Origin of the sequence: Streptomyces sp. SAI-170 (assembly GCF_049739565.1) — a bacterium.
In the GTDB taxonomy this organism is placed as follows: Bacteria; Actinomycetota; Actinomycetes; order Streptomycetales; family Streptomycetaceae; genus Streptomyces.
On record NZ_JBMGQD010000001.1, the window covers coordinates 4,283,981 to 4,300,379 of the forward strand.

The 16,399-nt window shown below is 67.8% G+C and carries 15 protein-coding genes; 7 read left to right on the plus strand and 8 right to left on the minus strand.

Features of this window, described 5'->3' with window-relative positions; all coding sequences use genetic code 11:
- The first annotated feature begins 144 nt into the window (after nucleotides 1-144).
- Nucleotides 145-1,590: a CCA tRNA nucleotidyltransferase gene (locus RKD23_RS19065; protein WP_424854759.1), complete on the plus strand. Its 1,446-nt coding sequence runs from the start codon at nucleotides 145-147 to the stop codon at nucleotides 1,588-1,590.
- A gap of 127 nt (nucleotides 1,591-1,717) precedes the next feature.
- On the opposite strand, the gene RKD23_RS19070 is transcribed toward RKD23_RS19065, so the two are convergent.
- The 5 genes from RKD23_RS19070 to RKD23_RS19090 all read right to left on the minus strand — a co-directional run bounded on the left by RKD23_RS19070 (nucleotide 1,718) and on the right by RKD23_RS19090 (nucleotide 6,808).
- A complete protein-coding gene (locus RKD23_RS19070) occupies nucleotides 1,718-2,179 on the minus strand; it encodes an LppU/SCO3897 family protein (protein WP_424854760.1) in 462 nt (153 codons plus the stop codon).
- 556 nt (nucleotides 2,180-2,735) lie between these two features.
- Nucleotides 2,736-3,512, minus strand: a complete 777-nt coding sequence (locus tag RKD23_RS19075; RefSeq protein WP_424854761.1) for a hypothetical protein — start codon at nucleotides 3,510-3,512, stop codon at nucleotides 2,736-2,738.
- A 139-nt stretch (nucleotides 3,513-3,651) separates the two neighbouring features.
- Nucleotides 3,652-4,914 carry an MFS transporter gene (locus RKD23_RS19080; RefSeq protein WP_424854762.1) on the minus strand — a complete coding sequence of 421 codons (1,263 nt, stop codon included), beginning with the start codon at nucleotides 4,912-4,914 and terminating at the stop codon, nucleotides 3,652-3,654.
- 80 nt (nucleotides 4,915-4,994) lie between these two features.
- A complete protein-coding gene (locus RKD23_RS19085) occupies nucleotides 4,995-6,077 on the minus strand; it encodes an inositol-3-phosphate synthase (RefSeq protein WP_424854763.1) in 1,083 nt (360 codons plus the stop codon).
- 47 nt (nucleotides 6,078-6,124) lie between these two features.
- Nucleotides 6,125-6,808, minus strand: coding sequence for a PadR family transcriptional regulator (locus tag RKD23_RS19090; RefSeq protein ID WP_404036925.1), 684 nt, complete (start codon nucleotides 6,806-6,808; stop codon nucleotides 6,125-6,127).
- A gap of 386 nt (nucleotides 6,809-7,194) precedes the next feature.
- Between RKD23_RS19090 and RKD23_RS19095 the strand changes: the two genes are divergently transcribed.
- Together RKD23_RS19095 and RKD23_RS19100 are read left to right on the plus strand one after the other, a co-directional pair.
- Nucleotides 7,195-9,912 carry a transglycosylase domain-containing protein gene (locus RKD23_RS19095; protein ID WP_424854764.1) on the plus strand — a complete coding sequence of 906 codons (2,718 nt, stop codon included), beginning with the start codon at nucleotides 7,195-7,197 and terminating at the stop codon, nucleotides 9,910-9,912.
- A 111-nt stretch (nucleotides 9,913-10,023) separates the two neighbouring features.
- Complete coding sequence (locus tag RKD23_RS19100) at nucleotides 10,024-11,520, plus strand: glycosyltransferase family 87 protein (protein ID WP_424858279.1); 1,497 nt, start codon at nucleotides 10,024-10,026, stop codon at nucleotides 11,518-11,520.
- 103 nt (nucleotides 11,521-11,623) lie between these two features.
- Here RKD23_RS19100 and RKD23_RS19105 read toward each other — a convergent pair whose 3' ends face one another.
- From RKD23_RS19105 to RKD23_RS19115, 3 genes are all read right to left on the minus strand, one after another.
- Nucleotides 11,624-12,655 (minus strand): alanine racemase, encoded by a 1,032-nt coding sequence (locus tag RKD23_RS19105; RefSeq protein ID WP_424854765.1) that lies wholly within the window; start codon nucleotides 12,653-12,655, stop codon nucleotides 11,624-11,626.
- Nucleotides 12,656-12,765: 110 nt separating this feature from the next.
- The gene (gene femX, locus RKD23_RS19110) at nucleotides 12,766-13,887 is read right to left on the minus strand and encodes a peptidoglycan bridge formation glycyltransferase FemX (RefSeq protein WP_404036916.1); all 1,122 of its coding nucleotides are present in this window, start codon (nucleotides 13,885-13,887) and stop codon (nucleotides 12,766-12,768) included.
- A gap of 187 nt (nucleotides 13,888-14,074) precedes the next feature.
- The gene (locus RKD23_RS19115; protein ID WP_404036913.1) at nucleotides 14,075-14,386 is read right to left on the minus strand and encodes a hypothetical protein; all 312 of its coding nucleotides are present in this window, start codon (nucleotides 14,384-14,386) and stop codon (nucleotides 14,075-14,077) included.
- Between the two features lie 265 nt (nucleotides 14,387-14,651).
- Here RKD23_RS19115 and rpsF point away from each other — a divergent pair, with 265 nt between their 5' ends.
- The 4 genes from rpsF to rplI all read left to right on the plus strand — a co-directional run bounded on the left by rpsF (nucleotide 14,652) and on the right by rplI (nucleotide 16,358).
- A complete protein-coding gene (gene rpsF, locus RKD23_RS19120; RefSeq protein ID WP_009189556.1) occupies nucleotides 14,652-14,942 on the plus strand; it encodes a 30S ribosomal protein S6 in 291 nt (96 codons plus the stop codon).
- A gap of 77 nt (nucleotides 14,943-15,019) precedes the next feature.
- On the plus strand, nucleotides 15,020-15,598 hold the full coding sequence (locus RKD23_RS19125) for a single-stranded DNA-binding protein (protein WP_424854766.1): 579 nt from the start codon (nucleotides 15,020-15,022) through the stop codon (nucleotides 15,596-15,598).
- A 58-nt stretch (nucleotides 15,599-15,656) separates the two neighbouring features.
- Nucleotides 15,657-15,893: a 30S ribosomal protein S18 gene (rpsR, locus tag RKD23_RS19130; protein ID WP_003949403.1), complete on the plus strand. Its 237-nt coding sequence runs from the start codon at nucleotides 15,657-15,659 to the stop codon at nucleotides 15,891-15,893.
- An 18-nt stretch (nucleotides 15,894-15,911) separates the two neighbouring features.
- A complete protein-coding gene (gene rplI, locus RKD23_RS19135) occupies nucleotides 15,912-16,358 on the plus strand; it encodes a 50S ribosomal protein L9 (protein ID WP_386377860.1) in 447 nt (148 codons plus the stop codon).
- Nucleotides 16,359-16,399: the final 41 nt, after the last annotated feature.

Sequence of the window (16,399 nt, forward strand, 5' to 3'; positions counted from 1 at the left end):
GAGTTACGTCACAACAGAGGGCTTTGGGCGTGTACCGCACAAGGCCCTCGGTGGACACCCTGCGTCACCGCGCGTCACCGGCGAAGCGCCGGTGCCCGTAATGCAGGCGCTGCCCCCGGCTTCGGCCACGTACCCTCTTCTGTTGTGCCGAACGCCAACGAAGACCACCTCATTGCCCCGGAGCGCGACCACGCGGTGACCGAGCCGCTGCAGGTCGCGCCAGTCGCCGACGACCTCGCCCGCCGTTTCCAGGCGGCCGGGTTCTCGCTCGCCCTGGTCGGCGGCTCGGTACGGGACGCGCTCCTCGGCCGGCTCGGCAACGACCTGGACTTCACCACGGACGCGCGCCCCGAGGACGTCCTGAAGATCGTGCGGCCATGGGCGGACGCCGTCTGGGACGTCGGCATCGCCTTCGGCACGGTCGGTGCCCAGAAGGACGGCTACCAGATCGAGGTCACCACCTACCGGTCCGAGGCCTACGACCGGACCTCGCGCAAGCCCGAGGTGTCGTACGGCGACTCCATCGAGGAAGACCTCGTCCGGCGTGATTTCACGGTCAACGCGATGGCCGTCGCGCTGCCGGAGAAGAGGTTCATCGACCCGCACGGCGGCATGGACGACCTCGCGGCGCGGGTGCTGCGCACCCCGGGGACGCCCGAGGCGTCGTTCTCGGACGACCCGCTGCGGATGATGCGCGCGGCACGGTTCGCCGCCCAGCTCGACTTCGAGGTGGCTCCCGAGGTGGTCACGGCCATGACGGAGATGGCCGGGCGTATCGAGATCGTCTCCGCCGAGCGCGTGCGGGACGAGCTGAACAAGCTCATCCTGTCCGCGCACCCTCGCAAGGGCCTGACCCTGCTGGTCGACACCGGGATCGCCGACCATGTGCTGCCCGAGCTGCCGGCGCTGCGGCTGGAGAGCGACGAGCACCACCGGCACAAGGACGTCTACGACCACACGCTGATCGTGCTGGAGCAGGCGATGGCGCTGGAGGAGGACGGCCCCGACCTCACCCTGCGGCTGGCCGCGCTGCTGCACGACATCGGCAAGCCGCGCACGCGCCGCTTCGAGAAGGACGGCCGGGTCTCGTTCCACCACCACGAGGTGGTCGGGGCGAAGATGACCAAGAAGCGCATGACCGCGCTGAAGTACTCCAACGAACTGGTCAAGGACGTCTCGCGCCTCGTCGAGCTCCACCTGCGCTTCCACGGCTACGGCACCGGCGAGTGGACCGACTCCGCCGTCCGCCGCTACGTCCGCGACGCCGGCCCGCTCCTCGACCGCCTCCACAAGCTGACCCGCTCGGACTGCACCACGCGCAACAAGCGCAAGGCGGCTGCGCTCTCACTGGCGTACGACGGCCTGGAGGAGCGCATCGAGCAGCTCAAGGAGCAGGAGGAGCTGGACTCCATCCGGCCCGACCTCGACGGCAACCAGATCATGGAGATCCTCGGCGTCCAGCCGGGCCCTGCCGTCGGCCGCGCCTACAAGCACCTGCTGGAGCTTCGCCTGGAGCACGGCCCCCTGGGGCACGAGGCTGCGGTGGAGGCCCTGAAGGAGTGGTGGGCCAAGGAGGAGCAGGGCTCCTGAGTCCGGCTTCACGACACGAGAAGGGGCGCTGTGTTTCACGTGAAACACAGCGCCCCTTCTGGCGTTCCACGGGCCACCTTGTCGGTTGTTTCACGTGAAACGCAGCGTCTTCATGACAGGTCGTGCCTTACTTGACTTCCTTCAGGCACAGGACGAGGTCGTGGCCGTCACCCGTCTGGTAGTACGCGATCTCGGTACCCGTGACCGTGTTGCACTTGTCGGTGTCGCTGGTGTCGTCGAACTTCTCGATCACCTTGTACTGGGCGTCGGTGGAGGAGCAGTCGACCGTTTCCAGCTTGGCGTCGGTCATCGAGCCCTTGTTCTGCATGCAGCTGCCGACGGACGTCGTCTCCGCGTCGGTCTTGCCCATCTGCATCTTCACCACCGCGATGATGATGGCGATGACGATGAAGCCGCCGATGCGCAGCAGCTTCTTGCTGAAGCGCTTGCCCTGCGCGGGCGGCGGAACGGGCACGCCCTGCTGCGGGAAGCCCGGCTGACCCGGCTGCTGGGGCGCCACCTGCGCCTGGGCGTAGGGGTTCTGACCCTGGGCGAACGGGTTCTGGCCCTGGGGCGGCGGAGTGGACATACGGGGGTCCCCCTTGCAGCGCGCTCGTGTGACGCACATAAGAAGCGAATAAGACCCACGTAAGGTAGCGGCCGTCGGTGACAGCACCAGAGGCGGGAGGTGCTCTGTGGCTGGCATGTGACATTCGGCGGCGTTCAAACCGGACCATAGTGGCGGGAATTGCTGCTTAGCACACCGCTACGGCCGTGACGAGGGCTGAGGGGTGGCCATGAGAAGGTGGCATCAGAGCGGCCGTAGTGGGCACCGGGCTCTGTCCACTTGCCGGCGTAGGGGATCAGGCGCCCGGGGAGATGGGCAAAGCCCCTGGCGAACGGGTTCACAGCGTGGTCCCCGGACTCACCAGAGGCTTCGTGTCCTTGTCTCTTCGTGCGGGCGGCACGCATTCAGCCGATCGCTGCCCTTTCTCCCGGCTCGCTCGTGCGAACACTGTCGGGGCCCGCGTCGACGCCGTCCTCGCCCTGCACCTGCATCGCGCCGCTCAGTCACAGGTCAAAAGGACCTGACTCTGGGGCTGGCGGCGATGCGTCAGAGACTCATCCTTTGTTTCGCCTCTGCCTTACACGTTGTGAAGGTAGTAGTCGATGACCCTGCCGTAGATGTTGGACAGCATGTATTGCTTCTTGTCGATCTGGACCACACTGCCTTCATAGGCGACCTCGCCCTCCCAGATGACGGAAGCGGCAGCATTGTGGCCGCGGTAGCAGCGAGTGGGGTGCAAACGGCAGAAGCCCCATTCCGCGAGCCACTTCTTCGGGATGCCGTGGGAAATGTTGATCCCGCCGCTGAGATTCCTCTTGCTGGCGTCGGCCCAGTTCGCCTTGGTGATGTCCCGCCCGTTACTGTGGAAATTCACGGCCAGGTTGAGCTTTATGATCTTTATGCCGAAGAGCTTTATGTAGGTGCTGTGCTTGACCGTGTGATTTCCCCTGGGAAGCGGCCTGCTCGCCCTGGTGGAAAGGCCGCTGACTGTGCGCTCCTGGCCGATGGTGACATCACCGTTGTACAGCGTGGTCGTGCTGCTGGAGTTCCGGGAGTAGACGGAGACGCCGCTTCCCTGCTCCGTGCTTTTGTCGAGGAGCGACTTCAGCAGGGCCGGGTCGTGGAGGTAGTCGATGAACTTGTTCTGCTCGGCTCGCGTCAGGTGCTGGAACTGATTGAGGGCGTCGGTCGCACCCTCTTCGTGGGAGTGACGCAGGTAATTGGCGTATGCCGTCGGGGTGGCAGCGGGATCGGTCTGCTGAGCCTCGGTGGCAGAAGCCTGCGAGGCAGTGCCGGCGAGGATGGCGACAGCGCAAAGCGCTGCTGCCATTCCGTGCGACGTGCGAGTCTTCATGAACGTTCCCCGTTCCTGTTGGGATTTACGATTCCCCTGGTCGCGTGCTCGAGATGGTCAGCTTTGAGAACGAAACGTGATCCTTGCAGTCGAGGCGCACCTCAACAAGTGATTTGAGGTGCATCTGAGGAAGTGATGCTCACTGTGCGCGGGATTTGGACATGAAGGCTGAAACTATTGCGTAGACAGTGGCGACTATGACCAGCAGGGGAATCGATTTCCCGTCAGAAGGCAGGATCAATGCGGTTACTCCAGCCGCCCCTACAAATGCAATATTGAACAGGACGTCGTAGACGGAGAAGACACGGCCGCGGAAGCCGTCCTCGACCGAGGCCTGGACGATGGTGTCGGTGGAGATCTTGGCGCCCTGTGTGGTGAGCCCCAGGACGAAGGCGGCCGCCAGCAGCGGGCCGGTGGCGAACAGCAGCCCCAGGGCGGGCTCCAGCACCGTGGCGATCGCCGCGCACACGGCGATCCACCGCCCGGGCCCCAGCCGACCCGCCGCCCAGGGCGTCAGCACGGCCGCCGCGAAGAACCCCGCCCCGGACACGCCGAGCGCCAGACCGAGGAGCGCGAGCCCGTCGTCGGTCTCGGACGTCAGGGCGTACCGGCACAGCATCAGCACCATGACCGTCAGGGCGCCGTAGCAGAAACGCATCAAGGTCATCGCGCCGAGCGCCCAGGCGGCCTCGCGGCGCGGCGGCGCGGCCAGGTGCCGGACGCCCGCCGCCAGGTCCCGGGCCGTGCCGGACAGGGCCGTCGTGAGCCGCGGCCGGACGAGGGCGAGGTCGGGGCCCAGCAGCTCCCGCGGGATGCGCAGCGCGGCCAGGGCCCCGCACAGATACAGCGCCGCCCCGAGGAACACCACGGCCGCGTCGGAGTCGGCCACCACCAGCCGTACCCCGAAGGCGAGGCCCCCGCCCGCGGTCGCGGCGAGGGTGCCGGCGGTCGGCGACAGGGCGTTGGCCATGACCAGGCGCTCGCTGTCCACCACACGCGGCAGCGCGGCCGACAGCCCCGCAAGGACGAAGCGGTTGACGGCGGTGACGCACAGGGCGGAGACGTAGAAGAGCCAGTCGGGGGCGCGGCCGACGATCAGCAGTGCGGTCACCGTCGCCAGCAGCGCACGCAGCACATTGCCGTGGACGAAGACCTGACGGCGCCGCCAGCGGTCCAGCAGCACACCGGCGAAGGGGCCGACGAGGGAGTAGGGCAGCAGCAGGACGGCCATCGCGGAGGCGATCGCGGCCGCGGAGGTCTGTTTCTCCGGGGAGAAGACGACGTAGGTGGCGAGGCCGACCTGGTAGACGCCGTCGGCGCCCTGGGAGAGCAGTCGTACGGCGAGCAGGCGCCGGAAGTTCCCGAAGCGCAACAGGACCCGAAGATCACCTACGACGGCCATGGGGCACAGCCTCACATACGGCGAGGGTCCCCGGGGCGCAATGCCTCGGGGACCCTCACAGAGCCCAGGGAAGAGCGGTCTTAGCGCTCGACCTCGCCCTTGATGAACTTCTCGACGTTCTCGCGGGCCTCGTCGTCGAAGTACTGCACCGGCGGGCTCTTCATGAAGTAGCTCGACGCGGACAGGATCGGGCCGCCGATGCCGCGGTCCTTGGCGATCTTCGCGGCGCGCAGGGCGTCGATGATGACACCCGCGGAGTTCGGGGAGTCCCAGACCTCGAGCTTGTACTCCAGGTTCAGCGGGACGTCACCGAAGGCGCGGCCCTCGAGGCGGACGTAGGCCCACTTGCGGTCGTCCAGCCAGGCCACGTAGTCGGACGGGCCGATGTGGACGTTCTTCTCGCCGAGGTCCCGGTCGGGGATCTGCGAGGTGACGGCCTGCGTCTTGGAGATCTTCTTGGACTCCAGGCGCTCACGCTCGAGCATGTTCTTGAAGTCCATGTTGCCGCCGACGTTCAGCTGCATCGTGCGGTCCAGGATGACACCGCGGTCCTCGAACAGCTTCGCCATGACGCGGTGCGTGATGGTGGCGCCGACCTGGGACTTGATGTCGTCACCGACGATCGGGACGCCCGCCTCGGTGAACTTGTCCGCCCACTCCTTGGTGCCGGCGATGAAGACCGGGAGGGCGTTGACGAAGGCGACCTTGGCGTCGATGGCGCACTGGGCGTAGAACTTCGCCGCGTCCTCGGAGCCGACGGGCAGGTAGCAGACGAGGACGTCGACCTGCTTGTCCTTGAGGATCTGGACGACGTCGACCGGGGCCTCGGCGGACTCCTCGATGGTCTCGCGGTAGTACTTGCCGAGACCGTCGAGGGTGTGGCCGCGCTGGACGGTCACGCCCGTGTTCGGCACGTCGCAGATCTTGATGGTGTTGTTCTCGGAGGCGCCGATGGCGTCGGCGAGGTCGAGGCCGACCTTCTTCGCGTCGACGTCGAAGGCCGCGACGAACTCCACGTCACGGACGTGGTACTCGCCGAACTGGACGTGCATCAGGCCCGGGACCTTGGACGCCGGGTCGGCGTCCTTGTAGTACTCGACGCCCTGCACCAGCGACGCGGCGCAGTTGCCCACGCCGACGATGGCTACGCGAACCGAACCCATTCCGGTTGCTCCCTGTGTGTGTACTCGGTGAAGCCCTTTTGGGACCTTCACGTGGCGGTGTCGTCGGGCGTATCCGGCCGGGGCGTGTCCCCGGACCGGGGCAGGCCGCCCGTCGCTCCATATGTGGTGTCCTGCTGAGCGGGCTCCCCGGTGGCGGAACCCCGAAGGTCCCGTCCGGCCCGCTCGCTCTCGATGAGCTCGTTCAGCCAGCGCACTTCGCGCTCCACGGACTCCATTCCGTGGCGCTGGAGCTCGAGGGTGTAGTCGTCGAGGCGTTCCCGGGTGCGCGTCAGCGAGGCGCGCATCTTCTCCAGGCGTTCCTCGAGGCGGCTGCGGCGTCCTTCGAGCACGCGCATGCGTACGTCGCGCGAGGTCTGCCCGAAGAAGGCGAAGCGGGCGGCGAAGGTCTCGTCCTCGTACGCGTCGGGCCCCGTCTGCGAGAGCAGCTGCTCGAAGTGTTCTTTGCCCTCCGCCGTCAGCCGGTAGACGATCTTGGCGCGCCGGCCGGCGAGGGACGCGGCCAGGGCGTCCTCGGGGGCGCTCCCCGGCTCCTCGATCAACCAGCCGTTGGCGACCAGCGTCTTCAGGCAGGGGTAGAGCGTCCCGTAGCTGAACGCACGGAACACACCCAGTGACGTATTGAGTCGCTTGCGCAGCTCATAGCCGTGCATCGGAGATTCGCGGAGCAGGCCGAGTACGGCGAACTCGAGGATCCCGGAACGCCGGCTCATCGTCGCCTCCTCTCTGCCGCGACCCGTATGACGGGCCCCTTTGACGGTCCTTATGTCGCGCTGATGTATCGACTCGATACATCACGACGATAGAACGACGGTGCTGGTGCGACAAGAGGGGGGATCGTGAGCGGCGTCACATCACTGATTCGTCGGTGGCAAGTTGCCTGATTTGGGTGGAACTTCGGGGCTAGGCAGGTTTTGGCGGTGCGTAGTCTGTGCCGGCATGCATACCGCCGGGAACCGCGTGACGCCTGGGGACGTCCTGGTCCCCGGTGCAGTACGGGTGAATGCGGAACAGACCGCGTCCGTACTTCGGGGGGACCGGAAACCAGCTGCCGTTTCCAGGCGCGCAGGGGTGCGCCTGCCCGAGGAGTAGTCGTTCGATGAGCGAGCACCGTCGCAAACCGCCGCAGCCGCAGGGAGGCGGACGGGCCGCGGCCAGACGCGGCCCGTCCGCCTCGTCCTCCGGCCGCCGAGCGGCACCGCGAGGCGCCACCGGGTCTTCCTCCGACGCGTACGGGCCGGGAGGCGAGGAGCCTACGTACGGCGGCCGCGCCGAGGCCCGGCGCGCGGCGCAGCGCAGCGGAGGCGGACGCCGCCGGGCTGCCGAGCCCGGCCGTGGCGGCCGGCGTGCCGCACCTGGCCCGGGCGGACCCGGGCGGGGCAGGGGCCGGGCGGTGGATCCCGGCCGCAGGCGGATCATCGACTACCCGCGCGCGGGTAGGTACGGCTGGAAGCGCTGGGTTCCGTCCTGGAAGCTCGTCTCCGGTCTGAGCCTCGCCTTCTTCGGCGGCCTGGTCGCCATCGCGGGCGTCGGCTACGCGCTGGTGACCGTCCCGAACGTGCAGGACACGGCGACCGCGCAGAACAACGTCTACTACTGGTCCGACGGCACCGAGATGGTCGCCACGGGCGGTGAGACGAACCGGCAGATCATCAGCCTGGCGCAGATCCCGGAGGAGATGCAGAACGCCGTCATCTCCCAGGAGAACAAGACCTTCCGCACCGACAGCGGCGTCGACCCCAAGGGCATCGCCCGCGCCATGTTCAACATGGCCCGCGGCGGCAACACCCAGGGCGGCTCGACCATCACCCAGCAGTACGTCAAGAACGCGATGCTGGACGACCAGTCGCAGACGGTCTCCCGGAAGTTCAAGGAGCTCTTCGTCTCGATCAAGGTGGGCGCCAAGCTCTCCAAGGACGAGATCATGGAGGGCTACCTCAACTCCGCCTACTACGGCCGTAACGCCTACGGCATCCAGGCGGCGGCCCGCGCGTACTTCAACAAGGACGCCATCGACCTCAACCCGGGCGAGTGCGCCTTCCTCGCAGCGACCCTGAAGGGCGCCACGTACTACGACCCGGCGGGCGCCCCCCAGATCGACCCCGCGGAGGCCACGCGGGAGAAGAATCAGCGCCGGGCGCTGCGCCAGCAGCAGGACACCCTCGACAAGATGGTCGAGTACGGCCACCTCGACCCGACCACGCGCGCCAAGTACACCGAGCTCCCCAAGATCCAGAACCCGCGCTTCAACACCGCCCTGAGCGGCCAGATCGGTTACCTGGTCGACCTCGCCAACGGCTACGTCGTGAGCCACAGCGAGGAGACCCACATCAGCCAGGACGATCTGCAGCGGGGCGGCTACTCCATCTACACGACCTTCGACAAGAAGAAGGTCAAGGCGCTGGAGGCCGCGGTCACGAAGGTCCGCAAGGAGAACATCAAGCCCAAGGAGCGGCCGGAGGACACGCACGTCCAGTTCGGCGGCGCCTCCGTGGACCCGGCGACCGGTGCGATCAGGGCCATCTACGGCGGTGAGGATGCCACCAAGCACTTCACCAACAACGCCGACGAAACCGGTGCCCAGGTCGGTTCGACCTTCAAGCCGTTCGTACTCGCGGCGGCGATGACGTGGGGTGTCCGGGACCCCGACGGCCCGGAGACCCAGGCGCAGGACGAGCGCACGGTCGTCTCCCCGAAGAGCCTGTACAGCGGCCAGAACGACCTCAAGATCCGCAAGTACGACGGGTCGGTATGGACGAACGAAAAGGGCAAGGAGTGGCTCCAGGAGAACGACGGCAAGCAGTCGGTCGGCAAGGCGCCCAAGTACATGATCGACCTGCGTGAGGCGATGCGTGAGTCGGTGAACTCCGCCTTCGTGCAGCTCGGCATGGACGTCGGCCTGGACAAGGTCAAGGAGGCCGCGATCGCCGCGGGCCTGCGTGAGGACAGCCTGGCGGGCACCAACTACCCGTCGTTCTCCATCGGCATCTCCGACCCCAGCGCCATCCGTATGGCCGGCTCGTACGCCACCTTCGCGGCCAGCGGCAAGCAGCGCGAGCCGTTCTCGGTGCAGAAGGTCACCAGCAAGGACGGGCCGGTCTTCACGCACAAGACGCAGACGGAGCAGGCGTTCACCTCGGAGGTCGCCGACAACGTCACCGACGTGCTGAAGACCGTCGTCGAGGAGGGCACGGGTACCAACGCGGCACTGCCGGGCCGGGACGTGGCCGGTAAGACCGGTACCACCGACGAGAACAAGTCGGCCTGGTTCGTGGGCTACACGCCGCAGCTGTCGACCGCGGTCACCATGTTCCGTTACCCGGACGACGAGAAGCTCAAGAACCGTACGTTCCTCCCGATGTACGGCACCGGTGACCAGGACTCGATCCACGGTGCGTCGTTCCCGTCGGAGATCTGGCACGACTACATGGCCGAGGCCCTGAAGGACCTGCCGGCCGTGAAGTTCCCGGAGCCCGAGCCCATCGGCGAGGTCGTCAACGCCGAGCCGACGCCGACGCCCACCCCCTCGCCGAGCGAGTCGGAGGAGGAGCCGAGCCCGACGCCGTCGCCGAGCAAGGACAACAAGCCCGACCCGTCGCCCACGCCGTCGCCGTCCGACTCCTGCAACAACTGGTGGAAGTGTGACGAGACCACCACGGGCGGCACGGACACCGGTGGCACGGACACGGGCGGCCTGGACACGGGCGGCACGGACGGCGGAGTCAGTACCTCGCCGACGCCCTCACCGACGGACGGCGGTCCCGGCAACGGGAACGGGAACGACGGCGGAGGCATCTTCGAAGGAACAACTGGTTAGTCACCGCTAGCCGCCGTTTCGCCCGGAGCGGGTGTTTCACGTGAAACATCGGGCCGCCGCACCCACCCGGGTGTGGCGGCCCTCGGCGTTTTCCCAGACATGTACGGCAGGATGTGCCCCATGCCCAGTGCAGAAGGAACGCAAGCCCGCCCGACCGACCCGGTGGCGCCGACCCGGGCCGACTCGGTCGCTGCGAGCGGCAGCGAGCTGATCGGCGGTCCCCTCGGGCGGCACGCCCTGCTCGGTACGTCCTGGTGGACGCCCGTGCGGATCATCGCGCTCGTGGCGATCGGCATGTTCGCCATCGGCCTGGTCCAGAAGGCGCCCTGCTACAACGGGGGCTGGTTCTTCGGCGCCAGCTCGCAGTACACGCACGCGTGCTACTCCGACATCCCGCACCTCTACAACGGGCGCGGCTTCGCGGACGGGCTCGTGCCGTACTTCGACCGGCTGCCCGGTGACATGGAGTACCTCGAATACCCGGTGCTGACCGGTGTGTTCATGGAGGTCGCCGCCTGGCTGACACCCGGCAGCGGCAGCATCCAGCACCAGGAGAAGTGGTACTGGATGGTCAATGCCGGGATGCTGATGGCGTGCGCGGCGGTCATCGCCGTCTGCGTCGCCCGCACCCACGCACGCCGCCCCTGGGACGGTCTGCTGGTCGCGCTGGCCCCCGCCTTCGCGCTCACCGCGACCATCAACTGGGACCTGCTGGCGGTCGCTCTGACGGCCTCGGCGATGCTGATGTGGTCGCGGGGGCGTTCCCTCGCCTTCGGCGTCCTGCTGGGGCTCGCCACGGCCGCCAAGCTGTATCCCTTCCTGCTTCTGGGACCGCTGCTCGTGCTGTGCTGGCGTGCGGGCAAGTGGAAGGAATTCGGCACGGCCCTGGGAGGCGCCGCCGGGGCCTGGGTGGTGGTGAACCTGCCCGTGATGGTCTTCGCCTTCGACGGGTGGTCGAAGTTCTACACCTTCAGCCAGGAGCGGGGCGTCGACTTCGGCTCCTTCTGGCTGATCATGGCCCAGAACTCGAAGGACCCGCTGGAGACCGAGACCGTCAACACCCTCGCGACCCTGCTGATGCTGCTGTGCTGCGCGGGGGTCGCCGCGCTCGCGCTGATGGCTCCGCGCCGGCCTCGCTTCGCGCAGCTGGTGTTCCTGATCGTCGCGGCGTTCATCCTGACCAACAAGGTCTACTCGCCCCAGTACGTGCTCTGGCTGGTGCCGCTGGCCGTGCTGGCCCGGCCCCGGTGGCGGGACTTCCTGATCTGGCAGGCGTGCGAGGTGGCCTACTTCCTCGGGATCTGGCTGTACCTCGCCTACACGACCAGCGGAGACGCCCACAAGGGCCTGCCCACCGACGGCTACCACTGGGCGATCGGCGTGCACCTGGCGGGGACGTTCTACCTGTGCGTCGTGGTCGTCCGCGACATCCTCATGCCGCAACGGGACGTGGTCCGCCGGGAGGGCGACGACGACCCGTCGGGCGGAGTCCTCGACGGCGCGGAGGACGTCTTCACCCTCGGCCGCGCGGCCCATCCCCCGCGGCACGCGGCCCACTTCGAGGGGCCGCAGGTGGAGTGGGGCGCCACGGACAAGAGTTCGCCCTGAGCGAACAAGGGGCGGGAGTCGCCATGCAGAAGGCCGTACACGGACCTCCGTGTACGGCCTTCTGCATGTCCTGCGCGATCCAGCGGGGCCTGCCCCGCGAGGCTCAGCGGTCGACGAGGCGGTCGAACTGCGTGGTGGTGTGCCGCAGATGGGCCACCAGCTCGTCACCGACCTTCGGCTCGGGGGCGTCGGCCGGCACGAACAGGATCGACACCTGCATGTGCGGCGGCTCCGCGAACCAGCGCTGCTTGCCGCCCCAGACGAACGGAGAAAGGTTCCGGTTGACCGTGGCCAGGCCGGCGCGTGCGACGCCCTTGGCGCGCGGCATGACGCCGTGCAGCGCCTTGGGAGCCTCCAGGCCCACTCCGTGCGACGTACCGCCCGCCACGACCACCAGGAAGCCGTCCGAGGCCGTCTTCTGCTGGCGGTAGCCGAAGCGGTCGCCCTTGGCCACCCGAGTGACGTCCAGGACCGCGCCGCGGTACTCGGTCGCCTCGTGGTCGCCCAGCCACAGCCGCGTGCCGATCCGAGCGCGGAACCGGGTCTGAGGGAACTGCTGCTGGAGCCGGGCGAGTTCGTCGGCCTTGAGGTGGCTGACGAACATCGTGTGCAGCGGCAGCCGGGCCGCGCGCAGCCGGTCCATCCAGCCGATGACCTCCTCGACGGCGTCCGAGCCGTCGGTGCGGTCCAGCGGCAGGTGGATGGCGAAGCCCTCCAGCCGGACGTTCTCTATGGCGGCGTGCAGCTGCGGCAGGTCCTGCTCGCTGATGCCGTGCCGCTTCATCGAGGACATCACCTCGATGACCACCCGGGCGCCCACCAGGCCGTACACGCCGTCGATCGACGACACCGAGCGGATGACCCGGTCCGGCAGGGGCACCGGCTCCTCGCCGCGCCGGTAGGGCGTCAGCACCAGCAGGTCACCGCCGAACCAGTCCTTGATGCGCGCGGCCTCGTACGTCGTGCCGACGGCGAGGACGTCGGAGCCGAGCCGGGTGGCCTCCTCCGCCAGCCGTTCGTGCCCGAAGCCGTAGCCGTTGCCCTTGCAGACCGGCACGAGCCCCGGGAACTGCTCCTGCACGTGCTTGTGGTGCGCCCGCCAGCGCGCGGTGTCGACGTAGAGCGTGAGCGCCATGGCCGGACCTGGAACCTTTCTCGTGGCTGCGGTGTATCAGAGGTATGGGAGCTATCGACGGTACCGAAGCGCGTGACGCCCGGTCAGCGACGCGACTGGTGAAAGCGCGGTCAGCGGCGCGACATGTAGATGTCCAGCGCCTTGTGCAGCAGCTTGTTCAGCGGGAAGTCCCACTCGCCGAGGTACTCGGCGGCCTGGCCGCCCGTGCCCACCTTGAACTGGATCAGGCCGAAGAGGTGGTCGGACTCGTCCAGCGAGTCGGAGATGCCGCGCAGGTCGTACACGCTTGCGCCGAGCGCGTAGGCGTCGCGCAGCATCCGCCACTGCATCGCGTTCGAGGGCCGGACCTCACGGCCGATGTTGTCGGAGGCGCCGTAGGAGTACCAGACGTGCCCGCCGACGATCAGCATCGTCGCCGCGGACAGGTTCACGCCGTTGTGGCGGGCGAAGTACAGCCGCATCCGGTTGGGGTCCTCGGAGTTGAGGGCCGTCCACATGCGCTGGAAGTACGACAGCGGGCGGGGCCGGAAGTGGTCGCGCACCGCGGTGATCTCGTACAGCCGCTGCCATTCCTCGAGGTCGTGGTAGCCGCCCTGGACGACCTCCACGCCGGCCTTCTCGGCCTTCTTGATGTTGCGGCGCCACAGCTGGTTGAAGTTCTTGTGGACCTCTTCCAGGGACCGGTTGGCCAGCGGCACCTGGTAGACGTAGCGGGGCTGTACGTCGCCGAAGCCGGCCCCGCCGTCCTCGCCCTGCTGCCAGCCCATGCGGCGCAGCTTGTCGGCCACCTCGAAGGCGCGCGGCTCGATGAAGTCGGCCTCGATGTCGCGCAGCCGCTTCACATCGGGGCTCTGGATGCCCGCCTTGATGGAGTTGGCCTCCCAGCGCCGGATGATCACCGGCGGGCCCATCTTCACGGAGAAGGCGCCCTGCTGCTTGAGGTGGGCCAGCATCGGCTGGATCCAGTCGTCGAGGTTCGGCGCGAACCAGTTGATGACCGGGCCCTCGGGCAGATAGGCGAGGTAGCGCTTGATCTTGGGCAGCTGCCGGTAGAGGACCAGACCCACGCCGACCAGCTCGCCGGTCCGCTCGTCGAACCAGCCGAGGTTCTCCGAGCGCCACTCCGCCTTGACGTCGGCCCAGGCCGGGACCTGCATGTGGCTCGCCGCCGGCAGGCTCTGGATGTAGGCCAGATGCTGCTCGCGGCTGATGGTCCTCAGGGTCAGGCTCATTCGGGGCGCTCCTCGGGCTGGTGTGTCCCCATGGGTACAGGGGCTCCGGCTCTCGCGCCGAAGCCTACTGCGCCTTGCGAGCGCCCTGCCTGGGCGCACGGCGGCAACGCCCCGGTCCAAGGGCGGCCGGGGCGTGCCACGCCGTGTCGTTCAGCGGTCTCTCAGCGCCGGGGCGGCGCCGGTGCCCTCACCACAGGCCGCCGAAGAGACCTCCGTGCGCCATGCCGAGGAAGAAGCCGACGGCGCACGCACCGAGGCCCAGGATCAGCCCGAAGCGCTCACGGGTGGTCTCGGAGATCCACTGTCCGTAGGCGCCGGTGATGATCCCCACCAGACCCGTCCAGGAGCTGAGCAGATGGAGGTTGTGGAACATCGCCGTGATGAAGGAGATCGCCCCGAGTACGACGGTCACGGCGAGCAGCGTGTCCTGAAGAGGATGGGCCTTGTCGTCAGTGGCGAACAGGGATCCGGCGGTGTTGGGTCGCAATGCTTGTGCCATGGGGCACCTCCTGCGGAAGGCGGCGCATCGTAGCGCCATACACACCCGATGTGTACAGATTGACGGTCCTGGCGGCCTGATTTCAACCGGAAGCCGGTGTGCGGGTACTCTGTACCGTCTGCACCGGTGTCTGCCCAGACCGCGGCCCGGGATCTCCCAGCGAGACCCCCGATTGTCAGTGGTGGCCGATACCGTTGTCTACGCATCACAACCCTCCTGCCACGGAACGACCGTGGCCGCTGAGTCCAAAGGAGGTGGGTTCCACATGCGTCACTACGAGGTGATGGTCATCCTCGACCCCGATCTCGAGGAGCGCTCTGTCTCCCCGCTGATCGAGAACTTCCTTTCTGTCGTCCGTGACGGCGGCGGAAAGGTCGAGAAGGTCGACACCTGGGGCCGTCGTCGTCTCGCGTACGAGATCAAGAAGAAGCCCGAGGGCATCTACTCGGTCATCGACCTGCAGGCCGAGCCTGCGGTCGTCAAGGAGCTCGACCGCCAGATGAACCTGAACGAGTCGGTCCTCCGGACCAAGGTCCTCCGTCCCGAGACCCACTGAGCTTCCTCGCTCAGCTGATCTCGGGTTTCGAGTAGTACCGCAAGCAGCCAGCAGCAAACCCGCCGAGAGGTTCCCCCATGGCAGGCGAGACCGTCATCACGGTCGTCGGCAATCTTGTCGATGACCCCGAGCTGCGCTTCACCCCCTCGGGTGCGGCGGTCGCGAAGTTCCGTGTCGCGTCCACCCCCCGCACCTTCGACCGTCAGACGAACGAGTGGAAGGACGGCGAGAGCCTGTTCCTGACCTGCTCGGTCTGGCGTCAGGCGGCGGAGCACGTCGCCGAGTCGCTCCAGCGAGGCATGCGCGTCATCGTGCAGGGCCGGCTGAAGCAGCGGTCGTACGAGGACCGTGAGGGTGTCAAGCGCACGGTCTACGAGCTGGACGTCGAGGAAGTCGGTCCCAGCCTGCGCAATGCCACGGCCAAGGTCACCAAGACCGCCGGCCGCGGTGCCCAGGGTGGTGGCGGCGGCTTCGGCGGCGGTGGCGGCCAGCAGGGCGGCGGCTGGGGCGGCGGCTCCGGTGGCGCCCCGCAGGGCGGCGCTCCCGCCGAGGACCCCTGGGCGACCGGCGCTCCCGCCGGTGGCCAGCAGGGCGGCGGTGGCTGGGGCGGTGGCTCCGGCAACGGCGGCGGCTACTCGGACGAGCCCCCCTTCTAGACCCTCGGGTCAGGGGTGGGGTCGTACCCAAACTTCTTGATCACACAGGAGAAACACCATGGCGAAGCCGCCTGTGCGCAAGCCTAAGAAGAAGGTCTGCGCGTTCTGCAAGGACAAGGTCACGTACGTGGACTACAAGGACACGAACATGCTGCGGAAGTTCATTTCCGACCGCGGCAAGATCCGTGCCCGCCGCGTGACCGGCAACTGCACGCAGCACCAGCGTGACGTCGCCACGGCCGTGAAGAACAGCCGTGAGATGGCGCTGCTGCCCTACACCTCCACCGCGCGATAAGGGAAGGGTGACCGACACATGAAGATCATCCTCACCCACGAGGTCTCCGGCCTCGGTGCCGCGGGCGACGTCGTCGACGTCAAGGACGGTTACGCTCGCAACTACCTGATCCCGCGGAAGTTCGCGATCCGCTGGACCAAGGGTGGCGAGAAGGACGTCGAGCAGATCCGTCGCGCTCGCAAGATCCACGAGATCCAGACCATCGAGCAGGCCAACGCTGTGAAGGCCCAGCTCGAGGGCGTGAAGGTCCGTCTGGCCGTTCGCTCCGGCGACGCCGGCCGTCTCTTCGGCTCCGTCACCCCGGCCGACGTCGCTTCGGCGATCAAGGCCGCCGGTGGCCCCGAGGTCGACAAGCGTCGCATCGAGCTCGGTGCGCCGATCAAGACCCTGGGCGCCCACGAGACGTCCGTGCGTCTGCACCCCGAGGTTGCCGCCAAGGTCAACATCGAGGTTGTCGCGGGCTGATGCTCGCGATCGGCTGAACAGCTGACAGGGAGGGGCCGCAC